The following is a 15,527-nucleotide window of genomic DNA, read 5'->3' on the forward strand; positions in this document are numbered from 1 at the left end:
GGGTCACCTCGGACCTCGTCCCCTTCGCCTCCCACCCGGTGAACGCCCTCGACTGGCCGGCGATCTTCGCGGAGGAGTTCGCCGGGATAGGGGCGTTCGTCCGGGGCCGCGGCATGCGCATCTCCCTGCACCCCGACCAGTTCACCCTCCTCACCTCACCCGACGCGGGTGTCGGTGAGAGGAGCGTCGCCGAACTGGCGTACCACGCCGCGGTCCTCGACGCCATGGGCCTGGACACGACGGCAAAGGTCCAGATCCACCTCGGCGGGGCCTACGGCGACAGGGAGGCGGCCGTCGGCCGGTTTCTCGACAGGTACCGCACCCTCCCCCGCGAGGTGAGGCGGCGCCTGGTCGTCGAGAACGACGACCGCCTGTACACCGAGGCGGAGTGCCGCGCCGTCAGCCGCGAGTGCGGCATCCCCGTCCTCTTCGACGCCTTCCACCACGAGTGCAACCCTTCCGGCCTCGACACCGGCGCGGCCGTCGCCGCCTGCGCCGCCACCTGGTCGGAGAGGGACGGCGTCCCGATGGTCGACTACTCCTCCCAGGAACCGGGCGGGCGGCGCGGCCGCCATGCCCGCACCCTCGACCCCGCCCACTTCGCCGCCTTCCTCGCCGCCGCCCGACCCCACGACCCCGACATCATGCTGGAGATCAAGGACAAGGAGCAGAGCGCCCTCCGCGCCCTCGCGATCGTGCGGCACGCCGGGTGAGGGCCCGGCACGGCGCGCCATGTCAGAACATGGCAAGGTTATTTGGGGGCGGGCCCCAACTCTTTTCCAACCATCACGGGCGGGGAGGCCGCCCGGATCAGAGGATAGTGTGCACATGTTCTGGAACAGGGAAATGGAGACGATTTCAGGGGCAGACCTCGAAGCGTTGCAGCTTTCGCGGCTGAAGTGGACTGTACACCACTCGCAGAACGTCGACTTCTACCGGCGGAAGTTCAGGGACGCCGGCGTCACGCCCGACGACATCACGACCCTCGCCGACGTGGAAAAACTCCCCTTCACCTACAAGAAGGAGTTGCGCGACGCCTACCCCTTCGGCAACATCGCCGTCCCGATGAAACAGGTCGTGCGCATCCACACCACCTCGGGCACGACAGGCAAACCGACCGTCGTCAGTTACACGAGACAGGACCTGGACAACTGGTCTGAACTGATCGCGCGGAACCTCACCATGATCGGCCTGACCGACGAGGACATCTTCCAGAACGCCGTGAACTACGGCCTCTTCACCGGCGGCCTCGGCTTCCACTACGGCGCCGAGAAGATCGGGGCGACCGTGATCCCGAGCGCCACCGGCAACACCAAAAGGCAGATCGAGATGATCCAGGACTTCGGCGTCACCGCGATCCACTGCACCCCCAGCTACGGGATGCACCTCGCCGAGGTCGCCGAGGAGATGGGCGCCACCCTCGACACCCTGCGGATCGGGATCTTCGGCGCCGAACCCTGGTCAGAGAACATGAGAAAGGAACTGGAGGAACGTCTCGGCCTCGAAGCCTTCGACTCGTACGGGATGTCGGAGATGTACGGGCCGGGCGCCGGTTTCGAGTGCCCCGAGCACGACGGCCTCCACATCTGGCACGACTGCTACCTCGCCGAGATCATCGACCCCATCACGGGCGAACGCCTGCCCGACGGCGAGAAGGGCGAACTGGTCGTCACGCCCCTGGTCAAGGAGGCGATGCCCCTGATCCGGTACCGCACCGGCGACATCACCCGCATCATCCCCGAGGACTGCCCCTGCGGCCGCGGCAAAAGAATAGCGCGCATCACCGGCAGGGCCGACGACATGCTCGTCATCAGGGGTATCAACGTCTTCCCGTCCCAGATCGAGCACACCCTCCTCTCCATCCCCGACGTGGGGGACCAGTTCATGGTATATGTGGACAGGATCAACCATCTTGACGAGATGACGATCGAGGTCGAGATCAACAGGAAGAGTTTCAGCGGCGAACTCGCCGACCTCGCCCGCCTCCAGAAGACGGTGGCCGGGGCGATCAAGGAGGCCCTGAACCTCAGGACGACCGTCAGGCTCGTTGAACCGGGCAGCCTGCCCCGCTTTGAGGGGAAGGCCCGCCACGTCGTAGACAGGAGGAATGAGATCTGGTGAGGATGTGGGACCCCCGCGTGGAAGAGATGCCGGCCGGGGAGATGAAAAAACTCCAGTACCGGCTTTTGAAGACGCTCGTCTACCGGTTGTACAGTTTTTCCGACTTCTATCACGCGCGGATGCGGGAGGCCGGCGTCCACCCCGACGATGTCAGGACGCTCGACGACGTCACGAAGCTCCCCTTCATGTACAAGCGGGACCTGCGGGACAACTACCCTGACCGCCTCTTCACCGCGCCGCAGGAGGAACTCGTCCGCTACCATGTCTCGTCAGGGACGACCGGCAAGCCGACGGTCGTCGGCTACACCGCAAACGACCTGGAGAACTGGACGACCTCCCTCGCCCGCTCCTTCACCGCCTGCGGTCTCGGCCGGGGCGACGTGATCCAGGTGAGTTACGGCTACGGCCTCTTCACCGGCGGCCTCGGCATCCACTACGGCGCCGAGAGGGTGGGGGCGACCGTGCTCCCCATGAGCACGGGCAACACCGAGAGGCAGATCGAACTGATGCAGGACCTCCATGTGACGGCGATCGCCTGCACTCCCTCGTACCTCATGCACCTCGGCGAGACGGCCGAGAAGATGGGCGTCTCGATCCCGAAGGACACGGGTCTCCGCCTCGGTATCCTGGGGGCCGAACCCTGGTCCGAGCAGATGCGGAAGAAGATCCAGGAGTCCCTCGGCATCAGGGTCTTCGACATCTACGGCACGAGCGAACTCTCCGGCCCGATGTTCACCGAGTGCGCCGAACAGAACGGCATCCATATCTGGGGGGACATCGCATATCCGGAGATCATCGACCCGGAGACCGGCGAGCAGTTGCCGCCCGGCGAGAAGGGCGAACTGGTGATGACCATCCTGAAAAAGGAGGCATTCCCCCTGATCCGCTACCGCGTCGGGGACATCACGGCCCTCGACGACTCGGTCTGTGCCTGCGGCCGGACGTCGCCGCGGATCATGCGCATCCAGGGCCGCGTCGACGATATGCTCATCGTGCGCGGGATCAATGTCTTCCCGTCGCAGGTCGAACACACGCTCATGGGCATCCCCGAGGTGGTCGGCAGCGCCTTCCTGATCGAGGTGGACCGACGCGGGGCCCTGGACTCCATGCTGGTGCGGGTGGAGATGAGCAAGGAGGCCTTCTCCGACAAGATCACCGACCTGATGAGGGTGCGGGGGAAGGTCGTCCACCAGCTGAAGAGTTCCCTCAATGTGGCGGCCGACGTCGAACTCGTGGCGCCGGGGTCGCTCCCCCGCTTCGAGGGGAAGGCAAAGAGAGTGATTGACCGGAGAGTGTACTGAAGATGGCTGAGAAGAAGTATATCATCAAGCAGGTCTCGATCTTTTCAGAGAACAAGCCCGGCCGCCTTGCGGCGATCGCCCGCGCCCTCGAAGAGGCCGGGATCAATATCCTCGCCTTCTCGATCGCGGAGGCGAACGGCTTCGGCGTCGTGCGGGCGCTCGTGAACAGGCCGGAGAAGGCCCACGACTGTCTCACGAAACTCGGCTTCATGGTCTCCTTCACCGACGTCATCGCCGTCGCCATGCGCGACGAGCCCGGCGGTCTCTACGAGATCGCCCGCATCCTCGGCGACGCGGGGGTCAATATCGAGTACTCGTACGCCTACTCGGGCAAGGATGCGGCTGTGCTCATCCTGCGGGTCGACCAGGTCGAGGAGGGGATCGACAGGATCCTCGCCGCGGGCGGGAAACTGCTCAGCGTAGATCTTTTCCAGTGACGCCCCGCGGGGCGTGGCCCCTCTCTTTTTTACGACGTGACTGAGCGGTTACGGCTGATATCCGCCATCCTGAGATTCATTTAGTCTGAAAATAGATGAAGGGAGACGTTTTCACTTCTTCTCCCACTTATACAGTTCCTGCACCTGCGCGAGGGTGCTCCCGCGTGCGATCTCCTCCCGCACCCGCTCCTCCATCTTCTTCACTTCGAGGGCGCGGCGGGCGATCTCGTAGGCCCGCTCTTTCGGGATGACGACGGCGCCGCTCTCGTCCGCGATGATCCAGTCGCCCGGCCTGACCTGCTGGCCGCAGCAGGCGATCTCGGCGTTGATCTCGCCGAAGCCCTTCGCCTCCCCGGCGTTCGGGACGCAGGCGCGGGCGAAGAGGGGGTACTGCATCGCCCTGATGTCGTCGACGTCGCGGACGGCGCCGTCGATGATGACGCCGCTGACGCCCTGGTTCTGTGCCGAGTGGGTGGCGAGTTCGCCCCAGGGGGCGACATGGGTCCGGCCGTCGTTGTTGATCACCAGGACGTCGCCGGGCCTGCAGAGGTCGATCGCCTCCACGGGTTTGGCCCAGTCGCCCGCGAAGGTCTGGACCGTCACCGCGGGGCCGACGGCCTTCACGCCCCTGGTGAGGGGGACGAGGCCGTTCATCGCACCTTTCCGGTGCATGGCGTCGGTGACGTTCGGGGCCGAGACCTGCATCAGGATCGCCCTGATCTCCTCGTCAGGGGAGGCCCTCTTCGCGGGGGCGAGGGAGGGGTCGTCCAGGGCCGCCCGGATCGTCCGTGCCGATCCCTCGACGTCCCCGGACTTGACGATCCAGCCGCCGACGATGACGATCTCGGCACCGGCACGCACGCACTCGGCCGCGGTCGCGGCGTCGAGGCCGCCGGCCACCGCGAGGGGGAGGGAGACCGACCCGGCAAGGGTGCGGAGGAGGTCGACGGAACTTTTGCCGAGCATCTGCTGGTCGATCCCGACGTGGGCGTTGACGATGTCGACGCCGAGGACTTCGAGTTCCTTCGCCCGCCCCACGGGGTCGGCGACATGGATCAGGTCGGCCATGATCTTCACGCCGTACAGGCGTGCGGCCCGGACGCACTCGGCGATGACCGAGTCGTCGGCGTCGGCGAGGACGCAGACGATGTTCGCCCCGGCCTTGGCCGCCATCTCGACCTCCAGCGTGCCGGTGTCGGCGATCTTCATGTCCGCGACGATCACCTGGTGGGGGAAGGCGCTGCGGAGTTCGCGCACCGCCGCCATCCCCTCGCTCTTGATCAGAGGGGTGCCCACCTCGATCCAGTCGGCGCCGCCCGCGACCGCTTCCCTCGCGATCAGGGCGGCCCGGTGCAGTTCGAGGATATCGAGCGCCACCTGGAGCGTCGGACGTGTCATGCCTGAAAATGGGGGCGCGAAGGTGTTAAGGCTTACTTTCGCCGGGACACGGGAAGCGTCACCAATAAGAGGCAGCCCCGTAAACCAGTAGAAGAGAACACTTCGAGGAATGGTCATGATCAAACTCGTCCTATTACGGCATGGTGAGAGTGTCTGGAACAGGGAAAACCGGTTCACCGGGTGGACCGACGTCGACCTCTCGGAAAAAGGGGTGGAGGAGGCGCACGAGGCTGGCCGCGTCCTGCGGGAGGAGGGCTACACCTTCGACTGCGCCTTCACCTCGGTCCTGAAGAGGGCGATCCGCACACTCTGGATCGTCCTCGACGAGACCGACCTGATGTGGATCCCGGTGACGCGCTCCTGGCGGCTGAACGAGCGCCACTACGGCGCCCTCCAGGGCCTGAACAAGGCCGAGATGGCGGCGAAGTTCGGCGACGAGCAGGTCTTCATCTGGCGGCGGAGTTATGCGACGCAGCCGCCGGCGCTCGAACGGGACGACGAACGCCACCCGGTCCACGACCGCCGGTACGCGGCGATCCCTGAGGCCGCGGCCACCGGGACCGAGTGCCTGAAGGACACGGTCGGGCGTTTCCTCCCGTACTGGGAGGAAGAGATCGTCCCGGCCCTGAAGGCGGGGAAGAGGGTGCTCATCGCCGCCCACGGAAACTCTCTCCGGGCCCTGGTGAAGCACCTCGACGCCATCCCCGACGACGAGATCGCACACCTGAACATCCCGACCGGCATTCCCCTGGTCTACGAACTCGACGACGACCTGAAGCCCCTCCGCCACTACTACCTCGGCGACCCGGCAAAGGTGAAGGCGGCGATCGAGGGCGTCAAGAAGCAGGGGACGGCAAAGAAATAATTTCTCTTTTTTTCGGGTTCTGCCGGAACGCCGCGACAGGTCAAAAAGATCCGGACGTCCCCGACCTCAGTCGGGGGAGGGGTCGCATGAATAGTATAGGATTATCAAAAAAGGGGTCCCGGTGGTGTTCCAGAGATCCCCGCACAAAGGACGTGCCTCACCTATGCCAGCTGGTATTGCCGCTGAATGAGCTGCATCCCCCCGTCCTCAAGGAAGTTGTCCAGGAATATGTTCTGCACAAGTTCCCAGCCCTCCAGTTCCGTCTCCTCCTTTTCGGTCGGGAAGTAGAGCCAGAGGCGTTCTTTTCCCACCCTGAAGAGACAGAACCGCCGGTCGTCCTTGTAGAAGGTGACAAGGCCCTTTCCGGTTCTGTTGAGCGGCGACACCACAGGATCGTACCCCACGGTGAAGGTGATGCCGCTGCCCAGGGCGAGCGTCCGGTCGAAGAGGTCGAGAGCAATTTTCCGGTAGACCGGGCTCTCCGGGAGCTCCACCCTCCCTTCGAAGTCAGATGAGTCGCGCGAGTGGACGCCGGCGTCATAGGCCTCGTAGAAATCGAGCAGACGCTCGATCACATCGGAGAAGGAGTCCCGCACCGTGCCGAGGGCCTTGAGGCGGGCGTACTCCTGTTCCCTGACGCGGACCGTCCTCGTCTCCATCGCCCGTCCGGCCGCGACCTGTTCGATTGCCGATTCAGTCATAGAGTTTTTCCCCCTTGCACCGAAGTGCATCCCCATCTCTGTGCACAAATAATAAAAATGTATCGAAACGTGTGAACAATAAACACGATGCGATCGTCGCGTAATACTCTGGCGGCGGCACAGGGAGAAGAGAGGTCACGACAGGGACGGAAAAAAGGGAGGAGAAACTTTCACCTTTCCCGCCGCCACCGGTCCAGGGCGGCGCAGAAGGCGCGGGCAAAGCGCTCCGTCATGTAGGCATGGCTGTAGCCGGCAAGGACGGCGTGCTCGGAGAGGCCGTCCCGCCCGTCGCCGATGCCTTTGCCGCGGCCAAGGCTGAGGGCGAAGCGGGCGTCGGCCGCCGGGTCGACGGAGGAGTAGTGGAACTCGTGCCCCCGGAAAGAGAGGCCGGCAGGGAGGAGGGGGGATGTGCCGGTGCTCTTTGCCTCCACGTAGCCGAGGGCCTGGAAGCGCGGGTTCATCCGGGCGTCGGCCGGGAGGACGCCGGCCATGGGATAGTCGGCGTCGGAGGAGAGGCGTTCGCAGAGGTAGATGAGGCCGCCGCACTCGGCATAGACGGGCATCCCGTCCGACGCGGCGGCCCCGACCGCCCGCGTGCAGGGGGAGCGGGAGAGGGCCGCCGCGTGGAGTTCGGGGTAGCCGCCGCCGAGGTACAGGCCGTCGACGTCGGGGAGGGGGTCGGCGAGAGGGGAGAAGAAGACCAGGTCGGCGCCGGCCCGCCGCAGGAGGTCGAGGTTGTCCTGGTAGTAGAAGCAGAAGGCGGCGTCCCGCGCCACGCCGAGGCGGACGCGGGGTGAGTCGCCGGCGGCGGCCGGGGCCGGGACGGCCGCAGGGGCCGATGTGGCCGCGGCGATGAGGGCGTCGAGGTCGCAGTGCTCCTCAGAGACCGCACCGAAGGCGGCCATGCTCGCCTCTCCGGCCATCGCAAGGCCGAGGTGGCGGCTGGAGACGGCCTTCGCCTTCTCTGTCGGCACCCAGCCCAGGGCCGGGACAGAGAGTTCTTCCTCGATCATCTGCCTGTGGCGGGGGCTCCCGACCCTGTTGAAGATCACGCCGGCGAAACGCACCGCGGGGTCGAAGGAGGTGTAGCCGCGGACGAGGGCGTGGGCGCTCCGCGACATGCCGCCGACGTCCGCGACGAGGACGACGGGTGCGCCGAGGGCCTTCGCCACGTGCGCGGTGGAGCCGAGGTCGCCGCCCTCCAGGCCGTCGTAGAGTCCCATCACGCCCTCGATGACGGCGATGTCCGCGCCTGCCGATGCCGATGCGAAGGTCCGCACCACGCCGTCCTCCCCCATCATGAAGGGGTCGAGGTTCCTGCAGGGGCGGCCGCAGATCGCGGTGTGGTGCGAGGGGTCGATGAAGTCGGGGCCGACCTTGAAGGGCTGGACGACGAGGCCCCGCGCCCGCAGCGCCGCCATGACGCCGCACGCGAGGGTGGTCTTGCCGCAGCCGGAGTGGGTGCCTGCGATGACGATTGCCGGGATCATGCCGGTGGATCTTGGCGAGGAAGAAAAATGAAGGTATGGTTTTTTCGGCCTCATTCAGGAAAAATGATCTGGTTCATTTAATAAGGGTATCAGATGCTTCTTTGAGCGAAATGACAGAAGAAATCCGCCCCTTATGATTTGTGAGCATTATACCGGAGAAGAATGCAGTTATCGTTTTGACATCATCTGATTCAAGAATGAAATAGAATGTGTGTTCGCTTGGGCAGGAATATGCTCCGTGAATCCTTATGTTCAGTTTCTTTGCCAGGTCATTCATTCCGTCGATCCAGCGCTTGGCTTCAGCATTGAATTCATTCCGTGCAAGACACAACTCGGGAGGATGGACAAGGGTGATCACAAACATCATAACCTCTCACCACCCCCCACCATGCAAATTTTGGATAATAAATATATCGCGTATTTTTTATTCACAGATTTATTTCCCTGGTCGTTTGCACCGAGCAGGGGGGATGGCGAGGGAGGCACGGCGGATCCCTCTTACAATTCTCACGGAAAAAGAGTGAAAAAGATCAGAAATCACTTCAGTTCGTAGAAATTATTCAGATGCGAGCAGAGCGACCGCAGGAACCGCGCCCCGGACAACGACTCATCAGGCTCAGAATAATTCCTGGCCTTCATCTTCTCTTCCTTGTCTGCCAGCAGATAGCAGACCTCAGAATAGACCCGCTCCCGCACCAGTCTTAAACAGGTCTGATGGTAGCGTTCAACATAGGAGGCGTTCTTAAACTCCGGGAAGACCTCGAAGTGCGGTTCGTTATTTCTCACGCTCTTCCGGGACCTTTCGCAATCTTCCAGCAGGAGCAGATACCCCAACCACGGAGACGGCGAGGTCTTGAAGGCACCCTCACGGTAGGCCGTCCAGAGATCATGTGCACTCCCCAGCACTTCCTCAGTCCTGTTGTTGATGTTGTTCCCGAAAGACGGTCCTTTCTGAGACTTCAGTTCAAGAACAGCAACCAGTTCCTTCTTCCCGTCAGGATGGTGTTTGACGACAAGCAGGTCCCACTGTTTTTCCGCACGGAAATATCCCGGAAGGTCCACGTCCCTCTTCCGCGTGCAGATGTCCCCCTCAGGCACACCGATATCCACCAGCAACGTCTGAATGAGCGAGAAGAATTTGTCCATATGCTTCCCGCCCGTCGCCTCCGAACGGATACCCTGATCTTTCGTCCCCCGGTTATTCTGGTCCTCTGCCTGCGACGCCCGCTTATCCCAGAAATACCGCACAGCGTCGGAAAAATAATCGTCCCGTAAAATATCTCGAAGAATTCGGTCATTCACCATGATTCTACCTCAATCAGAACAATCGAGACTGTTTAACCTGATGAATAAACCGATCAATCTCCATTGAGAAATATTTTTCTTCGACCTCGACGCTGATGCTGTTTCTCCCCCACCGTGCCGCAGCAAGGGCGGTCGTGCCGGTGCCCCCGAAGGGATCGAGCACCGTGTCACCGACAAACGAGAACATCCGCACGAGTCTTTCTGCCAGTTCCTGCGGGTAGGGTGCGGGATGGTCGCGGGTCGAGGCCCCTTTGAGGTCCCAGATCTGACGGAACCAGGCTTTTTGATTCTCCTCCGAGATGACCGACAACAGTCTGGCCGCCTGTGTGGGTTTCCTGTAACCGCCCGGTTTTCTCTGGAAGAGAATATATTCGATATCGTTTTTGACAATTGCATTTGGTTCGTAGGGTTTGCCCAGGAACGACCCCGGCGACTTTGCCTCGAAGCAGGCATTCGCGATCTTATACCAGATGATCGGTGCGAGGTTGTCAAAGCCGATCTTCCGGCAGTGCTCCTGGATGGAGGCATGGAGGGGCATGACAAAATGGCGCCCGACCGTTCTCCGGGGAAGACAGACATCGCCGACGACGACGACCAGACGGCCGCCGGGGACGAGGACCCGGTAGATGTGCCGCCAGACACGGTCCAGTTCTTCTAAAAAGAGTTCGTAGTCCTCGATCTGACCGAGTTGTTCATCTTTCTCAGGGTATTTTTTGAGAATCCAGTAGGGGGGCGAGGTGACGACGAGGTGGACGCTCTCGTCAGGGATGCACTCCAGATTCCGGCTGTCTGCGTTGATGAAACGGTGCTGCGTCGGGAGGCTGCCGGAGAGGGCTTCGATCTCTTTCATCAGGGCGGGTGTTTTGGCGATATGGGGAATGGCACGCTGTCCTTGTGCCTCTGCGACTGCAAGAATACCGGGAGGGACGCATGCGTCCAGGGGCTGGTCCAACCGCGATTGATTGACAAAGAAGGTTTTTTCCACGGGGATAGGACCAGATGCCCCTGGCGAGATGGCTCGTGAGATCATGTCTGTGAATTACTATTGATGCCCGGGTTTACATAAATCCCCCTCTCGTAGGGATCCACAGAGAGCAGGGTTTTGAATACGAGAGCAATGCCACCATTTAGGAGAATAAAAGAGCGGTATGGATCGAATAGGTCAACGGACACTTTCACACACCCCGCCATATATTTATCGATGATATTGTATCAGTATTATGTATGCCATACAAATGTGGCGAAAAACCCGGCAAGGGCAGATACGTCTGCCTGTATGACAACGAGGTCGTCCGTCTCGACGACGACACCGACACCCTTCCCCCCTGCCCGCGATGTAAGCGCTGCGAGTACAGGAAGGTCTGACTCTTCACCTACCTTCCTCCCCTTTTTTCGTTACTCCCTATGCAACACACGGCGGGCTGTCGATCATGAAGAGACACCTTGCCACTCACCTCGTCTTCCCGCTCTCTTTCTCCCGCGATGACGGCTCACGCCCGGGATGGTGTCTGGGGAAAAGTCGAACATTTACACCAGGTCTATCGTGTCGATACCTGCGAGGCACAGACACCGTCAATCCCCCCACAACTGACAGAATCGAAATTTGATCGAATTAATTCTCTCAGAAACGACCAGATTTTACCGGAGGTGGAGCGATCAGTATCCGAACCGCCGTTCATAGGCGGTGTGGTCCAGCCACTCGATGATCACCACGATCATTTCCCCGTCGCTGGCCACGGTATAGATCAACCGCCACGAATCGGTCAGGTTGTACTTCCAGAGATTCTGTATCGATGGGTTTTGCCGCCGATATATCTTCGGGATCTGCTTTTTGGGGATCTGGAAACCACAGAAAGCATTCTCAGACAGGGTGTCAAATGCCCGGTCGAGGAGGGCCGACAGGTTCTGATCGTCGGAGCGGCGTGATGCCTTCAGGGTAGTGAAGGCATCCCTGACCGTCTCGTCGGCAAAAAAGATCTTCGCCTTCATCGAATCCGCAGGTCTTCACGGGCCAGATAGTGCCGCGTGAGGTCGGGGTCGAAGATCCAGCAGACCGTGCCCCCGGCATCGATCGCGATCTTGTTCGACTCGAGGAGGTAGTCGATCACTGTCTTGAACGTCTGATACATTGTCTTCCGGGGGAGGCTGGACCACATGGCACGGCGCCGGTATTCGCCGCTGTGCTCCCTGGCGAAGTCTTCGATCATGCGGATGGTCTCCAGGGTCGGGGAGTGTGACGCGGAGCTGGAGGTGGGCATGGGCGATCATTTGATGTATAACTATATATAACAAATGACGGGCGTGTGGCCTTTCTGTTTGTTCCGGGGGCGCTCATCTCCGTTCAATTCGCGCCCATTTCCGCCATTTTTCCCGCCCTTCTCACCCCCAATCCCCGGCACGGTCCCCCTCTCTGGCCCTCATCCTCCCTGAACTGCCATTCTAACCCGGATGAGACGGCACAGTTTCCCGTCGGATCCTCAAAAAACCCCCGAGAAAAGCAGATTCCTGAAAGAAGCCCATACCGCCCGGATCAAAGGGACGGAAAGAGAGAAAGGAGGCCAGAAAAGCGAGATCAGGGAGGGGGTGGTCCTCCCCTCCCGGTGGTCTCCCCTCAGGCGAGGGCCGGCACGCCGTCGGCCCATGCCTCAACCGCCGCGAGGACGGCATCGTCCTCGTAGGACGAGACCCGCACGGAGGTGCGGGTGAAGGCGACGGAGTACACCTCGCCGTTTGCCGCGTGGCACTTGAGGCGGCAGGCATAGGTCTCGCTGTCCGGGTCAGCGACCGGGGAGCCGCCGATGGCGGTTTCCAGTGCAGTGTTGCCGAGGATCTCGGTCTTCGCCGCGTTGAAACCGGCGAGGGTCGGGGCGCGTGCGGCGGCGGTGCCGACGACGCGGCCGAGGGTGTTCTCGTACATGACCCGCGCCGTGTAGGCCTCGCCGGCCTTCTCGACCGGGTCGTGAGAGACGCCCGCTCCCTCCCAGGACGTGCAGCCCCAGGGGTTGTTCGTCAGGATGTTCTCGATGATGCCGTTGAAGGTGGCGGCATCGGCGATCGGTGCGGCGAGTTTCCGCACCGACGTCTTGTTCGTGGTGGACAGGGTAAAGTCTGCCATTGTCTTTTCTCCTGCCTGGAGGTCCCGGGTCCGTCGCAGGCACATCCCAATATTACTACAAGTAATATTAATCTGCCTTAACCGCCATTCAGTCATCAGGAGATGGTGATGGCCGAGAACCTGCGGGAAAAGATCGTCGAGACGAATCGGGACGTGAAGTGGATCTGCCGGACTCTGGCCGAGATGAAAGACCGCGACGCGGAGATGGAGGGGAGGCTCCGCGCCCTCGAGAACTGGAAGAGCGAGACGGCCGGCGAGGAGAAGAGGGAGAGGCAGATCGCCGCCGGGGCAGGGGGGGTTGTGGGAGGGATCGTTGCCGTGGTGGTGAAGGTGATGGGGTGGGGATGATCCCCATCCCCCACTTTCAACTTTCGGCCCCCACACGCCTCACCCCTATATACCCCGACCGCCACCCCTCACCCATGACGCACCGCCCCCTCATGGCCGACCAGACCCTCTTTCGCGACCCCGACCTCTTCGAGGCCGACAGCCTCCCCGAGGTCTTCAACCACCGCGACACACAACTCGAAGACCTCGCCTTCGCCCTGCGGCCCGCCCTCCGCGGCTCCCGGCCGCTGAACACCGTGCTCCGCGGCACGCCCGGCACCGGCAAGACCACCGCTGTCAGACTCCTCTTCGCCGAGATCGAGGAGACGACCCGCCGGGTCGTGCCGGTGCTCGTCTCCTGCCAGGCCGAGAGGACGGCGCACGCCGTCTTCACCCGCCTCTTCACCTCCCTCTTCGGCCACCCGCCGCCCACCCACGGCGCCTCCAGCCAGCGGGTCCTCTCCGGGGTCGGCCACACCCTTGCCGGGCGGGGGGCGGTCCTCGTCGTCTGCCTGGACGACGCCAACTACCTCGCCCCGAAGGGAGTGCTGAACGACGTGCTCGCCCGCATCCTCCGCCTCCACGAAAGTTGCCCCGGAGCCCGGACCGGCGTGGTCATGACCGACTCGTCGCCCGACACCGACCTCTCCCGTGCCCTCGACCCGGCCACCCGCTCGGTGCTCCAGGCCTCGGAGATCCTCTTCCCCCCATACACCGCAGAGGAGGTGCGGGGCATCCTCGCCGACCGCCTGCGGGCCGGGGTGTACCCGGGCGTCGTGCCGCCGGCGGCCCTGGACCTCGTCGTCGGGCGGACGGTGGCCTGCGGGGACTCGCGGGTCGGCCTCCGCCTGCTGAAGGAGGCGGTGCTCCACGCCGAGAGGGCGGGGAGGACGGCGGTCGAGGCCGCCGATGTGGAGGCGGCGTTCGCAGTCGCCAGGCACGCCCGCCTCGCCGCCGGCGTGGAGGCCCTCGCCCCCCTGGAGAGGACGGTGCTCTCCGTGCTCGCCGGCATGGCGGAGAGAGGGGAGGAGACGACCTCGGGCCGGGTGTACGAGGCCGTCTCCGCAATCGAACCGATGAGTTACACGATGTTTTTTGAACGCCTGAAGAGGCTGGAGGCGCTGCACCTGGTGGCGACGCGGCAGAGGAAGAAAGGGCAGGGGAGGACGCGGGAGATCATGGTGCGGGAGGGAGTGGGGGACGCGGTCGCCCCTGTTCCGGCAGCGTCGTCGGGGACGTCGGGGAAGTGTCCTGCAGGCGTCGCGGACGACGAAAAACGTCGCTATGAAACAGGACAGGAATAAAAAAAGTCACCGGACGACCGGTCTCTCGGCCGGACTCCGGTACAGGGCGTCGGCGGCGTTCTCGCCCGGGGTCGGAATTGCACACCGGGTCAAAGACCGGCGGCCACCTGACCTTCCCGTTCGTTCAGGGTCGAGACTCTCTCCCTGTCGGCCGGGATGGGGTGCTCCCGTATCAGGGCGTCATTGACGCAGGCGTATCGTCGCCCGGCCGAACGGACTGGTTGAGGGAAAATCCGCTCTCCGGCACGGAGCGGCGGAGGTATGCCTCTTCCGCGTCCTGCGCCCGCGCCTCCCACGCGCTGACGGTCTCGTTGTAGACGGCGAACCTCGGGTTGACGACGATGCCGGTCGCACCGTCTTCGAGCCCGGCGACCATATCGCCGCCGGTGAACGTACCGTTGAGGTGCTCCGCGATGCCGGTGGAGACGACGCGGTCGACCCGTTTTATCGCGGACGCGAGCACGACGTCCGGGCCGAGCGGCGACTGGTCGGTGTCGGTCCCGATGATATACCGGCCGGTGGCATTCCCTGCCGCATCGAACACTCCCATGCTGGAATACCCGGCGCACGTGAAGATCACGTCGGTCCCGGTGCCGTACATCCTTTCGGCAATCCGGCCCGCCTCTCCGGGATCGGTGAACCCGTCGGTGGAGTGCTGCCGCACATAGGCATGGTCCACCGCGACCGACGCGTTGACGGCACGGGCGCCGTCCGTGTATCCCCGGAGGAACGTATCGAGGAGGTCGGACTGCGTGCCGAGGATGATGCCGACCTTCCCGGTCCGCGTCGCCGAGGCCGCAAGCACGCCGGCCAGGTAACTGTCGCCGTAGGAGACGAACTCATATGCCCTGACATTGTCGGACCCGATGCCGGCCTGGTCGACGGCGAGGAACCTGATGTCAGGGTGGTCCTGCGCGAGACGGCGGGTGAGGTTGGCGTACTGGTAGCCGACCGTTATGACGAGGCCGGGTTTTTCCGTGCCGGCGAGAAGGCCGGGGAGGGTGTCGCAGTCGCGGGGCGTGAATTCCCGCGCGGTGAAAGACAGGGTGTCGTGCGCCGCGAGCAGGCCCTGGTGTGCGGTGTCGGTGTACGAGAGGTCGCCAATCTCCGACCCGTACAGGATGTACACGGAGGGGAGGGAGGAAGACCCGGTGCACCCGGCG

The 15,527-nt window shown here is 63.2% G+C and carries 18 protein-coding genes; 8 read left to right on the forward strand and 10 right to left on the reverse strand.

Translation table 11 applies throughout. The annotated features are described in order from the left end of the window. From uvsE to PHP59_RS06925, 4 genes are all read left to right on the forward strand, one after another. The coding region (uvsE, locus tag PHP59_RS06910) for a UV DNA damage repair endonuclease UvsE (protein WP_300165394.1) at positions 1-713 on the forward strand (713 nt) is incomplete at its 5' end. Positions 714-828: 115 nt separating this feature from the next. Beyond that, positions 829-2,121, forward strand: a complete 1,293-nt coding sequence (locus PHP59_RS06915; protein ID WP_300165396.1) for a phenylacetate--CoA ligase family protein — start codon at positions 829-831, stop codon at positions 2,119-2,121. Continuing rightward, positions 2,118-3,422 (forward strand): phenylacetate--CoA ligase family protein, encoded by a 1,305-nt coding sequence (locus tag PHP59_RS06920; protein ID WP_300165398.1) that lies wholly within the window; start codon positions 2,118-2,120, stop codon positions 3,420-3,422. The genes PHP59_RS06915 and PHP59_RS06920 overlap by 4 nt, the downstream gene beginning before the upstream one ends. Before the next feature lie 2 nt (positions 3,423-3,424). Then, positions 3,425-3,859, forward strand: coding sequence for an ACT domain-containing protein (locus PHP59_RS06925; RefSeq protein WP_300165400.1), 435 nt, complete (start codon positions 3,425-3,427; stop codon positions 3,857-3,859). A gap of 111 nt (positions 3,860-3,970) precedes the next feature. Here PHP59_RS06925 and hxlA read toward each other — a convergent pair whose 3' ends face one another. Beyond that, positions 3,971-5,257 (reverse strand): 3-hexulose-6-phosphate synthase, encoded by a 1,287-nt coding sequence (gene hxlA / locus PHP59_RS06930; protein ID WP_300165402.1) that lies wholly within the window; start codon positions 5,255-5,257, stop codon positions 3,971-3,973. A 115-nt stretch (positions 5,258-5,372) separates the two neighbouring features. Between hxlA and gpmA the strand changes: the two genes are divergently transcribed. Beyond that, complete coding sequence (gene gpmA / locus PHP59_RS06935) at positions 5,373-6,122, forward strand: 2,3-diphosphoglycerate-dependent phosphoglycerate mutase (RefSeq protein ID WP_300165404.1); 750 nt, start codon at positions 5,373-5,375, stop codon at positions 6,120-6,122. Positions 6,123-6,283: 161 nt separating this feature from the next. Here the strand turns inward: gpmA and PHP59_RS06940 are convergent, their stop codons facing one another. The 5 genes from PHP59_RS06940 to PHP59_RS06960 form a co-directional block, all read right to left on the reverse strand. Then, a complete protein-coding gene (locus PHP59_RS06940; protein WP_300165406.1) occupies positions 6,284-6,823 on the reverse strand; it encodes a hypothetical protein in 540 nt (179 codons plus the stop codon). A 170-nt stretch (positions 6,824-6,993) separates the two neighbouring features. Beyond that, complete coding sequence (locus PHP59_RS06945) at positions 6,994-8,313, reverse strand: cobyrinate a,c-diamide synthase (protein ID WP_300165408.1); 1,320 nt, start codon at positions 8,311-8,313, stop codon at positions 6,994-6,996. Between the two features lie 73 nt (positions 8,314-8,386). Then, positions 8,387-8,680: a hypothetical protein gene (locus PHP59_RS06950; protein WP_300165410.1), complete on the reverse strand. Its 294-nt coding sequence runs from the start codon at positions 8,678-8,680 to the stop codon at positions 8,387-8,389. A 170-nt stretch (positions 8,681-8,850) separates the two neighbouring features. Then, the gene (locus tag PHP59_RS06955) at positions 8,851-9,618 is read right to left on the reverse strand and encodes a PaeR7I family type II restriction endonuclease (protein ID WP_300165412.1); all 768 of its coding nucleotides are present in this window, start codon (positions 9,616-9,618) and stop codon (positions 8,851-8,853) included. Between the two features lie 13 nt (positions 9,619-9,631). Further along, complete coding sequence (locus PHP59_RS06960; protein WP_300165414.1) at positions 9,632-10,468, reverse strand: site-specific DNA-methyltransferase; 837 nt, start codon at positions 10,466-10,468, stop codon at positions 9,632-9,634. Between the two features lie 374 nt (positions 10,469-10,842). On the opposite strand from PHP59_RS06960, the gene PHP59_RS06965 reads away from it, so the two are divergent. Further along, positions 10,843-10,983, forward strand: a complete 141-nt coding sequence (locus PHP59_RS06965; protein ID WP_300165416.1) for a hypothetical protein — start codon at positions 10,843-10,845, stop codon at positions 10,981-10,983. A 291-nt stretch (positions 10,984-11,274) separates the two neighbouring features. Here the strand turns inward: PHP59_RS06965 and PHP59_RS06970 are convergent, their stop codons facing one another. From PHP59_RS06970 to PHP59_RS06980, 3 genes are all read right to left on the reverse strand, one after another. After that, a complete protein-coding gene (locus PHP59_RS06970; protein ID WP_300165418.1) occupies positions 11,275-11,607 on the reverse strand; it encodes a hypothetical protein in 333 nt (110 codons plus the stop codon). Continuing rightward, a complete protein-coding gene (locus tag PHP59_RS06975; RefSeq protein ID WP_300165420.1) occupies positions 11,604-11,876 on the reverse strand; it encodes a hypothetical protein in 273 nt (90 codons plus the stop codon). The genes PHP59_RS06970 and PHP59_RS06975 overlap by 4 nt, the downstream gene beginning before the upstream one ends. A 353-nt stretch (positions 11,877-12,229) precedes the next feature. Continuing rightward, complete coding sequence (locus tag PHP59_RS06980; protein WP_300165422.1) at positions 12,230-12,733, reverse strand: hypothetical protein; 504 nt, start codon at positions 12,731-12,733, stop codon at positions 12,230-12,232. A gap of 108 nt (positions 12,734-12,841) precedes the next feature. Between PHP59_RS06980 and PHP59_RS06985 the strand changes: the two genes are divergently transcribed. After that, entirely contained in the window at positions 12,842-13,081 is a 240-nt protein-coding gene (locus PHP59_RS06985) for a hypothetical protein (protein WP_366943739.1), read from the forward strand. Between the two features lie 74 nt (positions 13,082-13,155). Next, on the forward strand, positions 13,156-14,364 hold the full coding sequence (locus PHP59_RS06990; protein WP_300165426.1) for an ORC1-type DNA replication protein: 1,209 nt from the start codon (positions 13,156-13,158) through the stop codon (positions 14,362-14,364). A 172-nt stretch (positions 14,365-14,536) separates the two neighbouring features. Here PHP59_RS06990 and PHP59_RS06995 read toward each other — a convergent pair. Then, positions 14,537-15,527 (reverse strand): BMP family ABC transporter substrate-binding protein (locus PHP59_RS06995; protein ID WP_300165428.1); only part of this gene is annotated, 991 nt, incomplete at its 5' end.

Origin of the sequence: Methanofollis sp., from assembly GCF_028702905.1 — an archaeon.
Taxonomy (GTDB): Archaea; Halobacteriota; Methanomicrobia; order Methanomicrobiales; family Methanofollaceae; genus Methanofollis.

Coding starts and splice junctions, on each gene's coding strand:
- PHP59_RS06915 (WP_300165396.1), top strand. CDS start 829: ATGTTCTGGAACAGGGAAATGGAGACGATTTCAGGGGCAGACCTCGAA.
- PHP59_RS06925 (WP_300165400.1), top strand. CDS start 3,425: ATGGCTGAGAAGAAGTATATCATCAAGCAGGTCTCGATCTTTTCAGAG.
- PHP59_RS06965 (WP_300165416.1), top strand. CDS start 10,843: ATGCCATACAAATGTGGCGAAAAACCCGGCAAGGGCAGATACGTCTGC.
- hxlA (WP_300165402.1), bottom strand. CDS start 5,257: ATGACACGTCCGACGCTCCAGGTGGCGCTCGATATCCTCGAACTGCAC.
- PHP59_RS06975 (WP_300165420.1), bottom strand. CDS start 11,876: ATGCCCACCTCCAGCTCCGCGTCACACTCCCCGACCCTGGAGACCATC.
- PHP59_RS06940 (WP_300165406.1), bottom strand. CDS start 6,823: ATGACTGAATCGGCAATCGAACAGGTCGCGGCCGGACGGGCGATGGAG.
- gpmA (WP_300165404.1), top strand. CDS start 5,373: ATGATCAAACTCGTCCTATTACGGCATGGTGAGAGTGTCTGGAACAGG.
- PHP59_RS06960 (WP_300165414.1), bottom strand. CDS start 10,468: ATGAAAGAGATCGAAGCCCTCTCCGGCAGCCTCCCGACGCAGCACCGT.
- PHP59_RS06950 (WP_300165410.1), bottom strand. CDS start 8,680: ATGATGTTTGTGATCACCCTTGTCCATCCTCCCGAGTTGTGTCTTGCA.
- PHP59_RS06980 (WP_300165422.1), bottom strand. CDS start 12,733: ATGGCAGACTTTACCCTGTCCACCACGAACAAGACGTCGGTGCGGAAA.
- PHP59_RS06955 (WP_300165412.1), bottom strand. CDS start 9,618: ATGGTGAATGACCGAATTCTTCGAGATATTTTACGGGACGATTATTTT.
- PHP59_RS06945 (WP_300165408.1), bottom strand. CDS start 8,313: ATGATCCCGGCAATCGTCATCGCAGGCACCCACTCCGGCTGCGGCAAG.
- PHP59_RS06990 (WP_300165426.1), top strand. CDS start 13,156: ATGACGCACCGCCCCCTCATGGCCGACCAGACCCTCTTTCGCGACCCC.
- PHP59_RS06985 (WP_366943739.1), top strand. CDS start 12,842: ATGGCCGAGAACCTGCGGGAAAAGATCGTCGAGACGAATCGGGACGTG.
- PHP59_RS06970 (WP_300165418.1), bottom strand. CDS start 11,607: ATGAAGGCGAAGATCTTTTTTGCCGACGAGACGGTCAGGGATGCCTTC.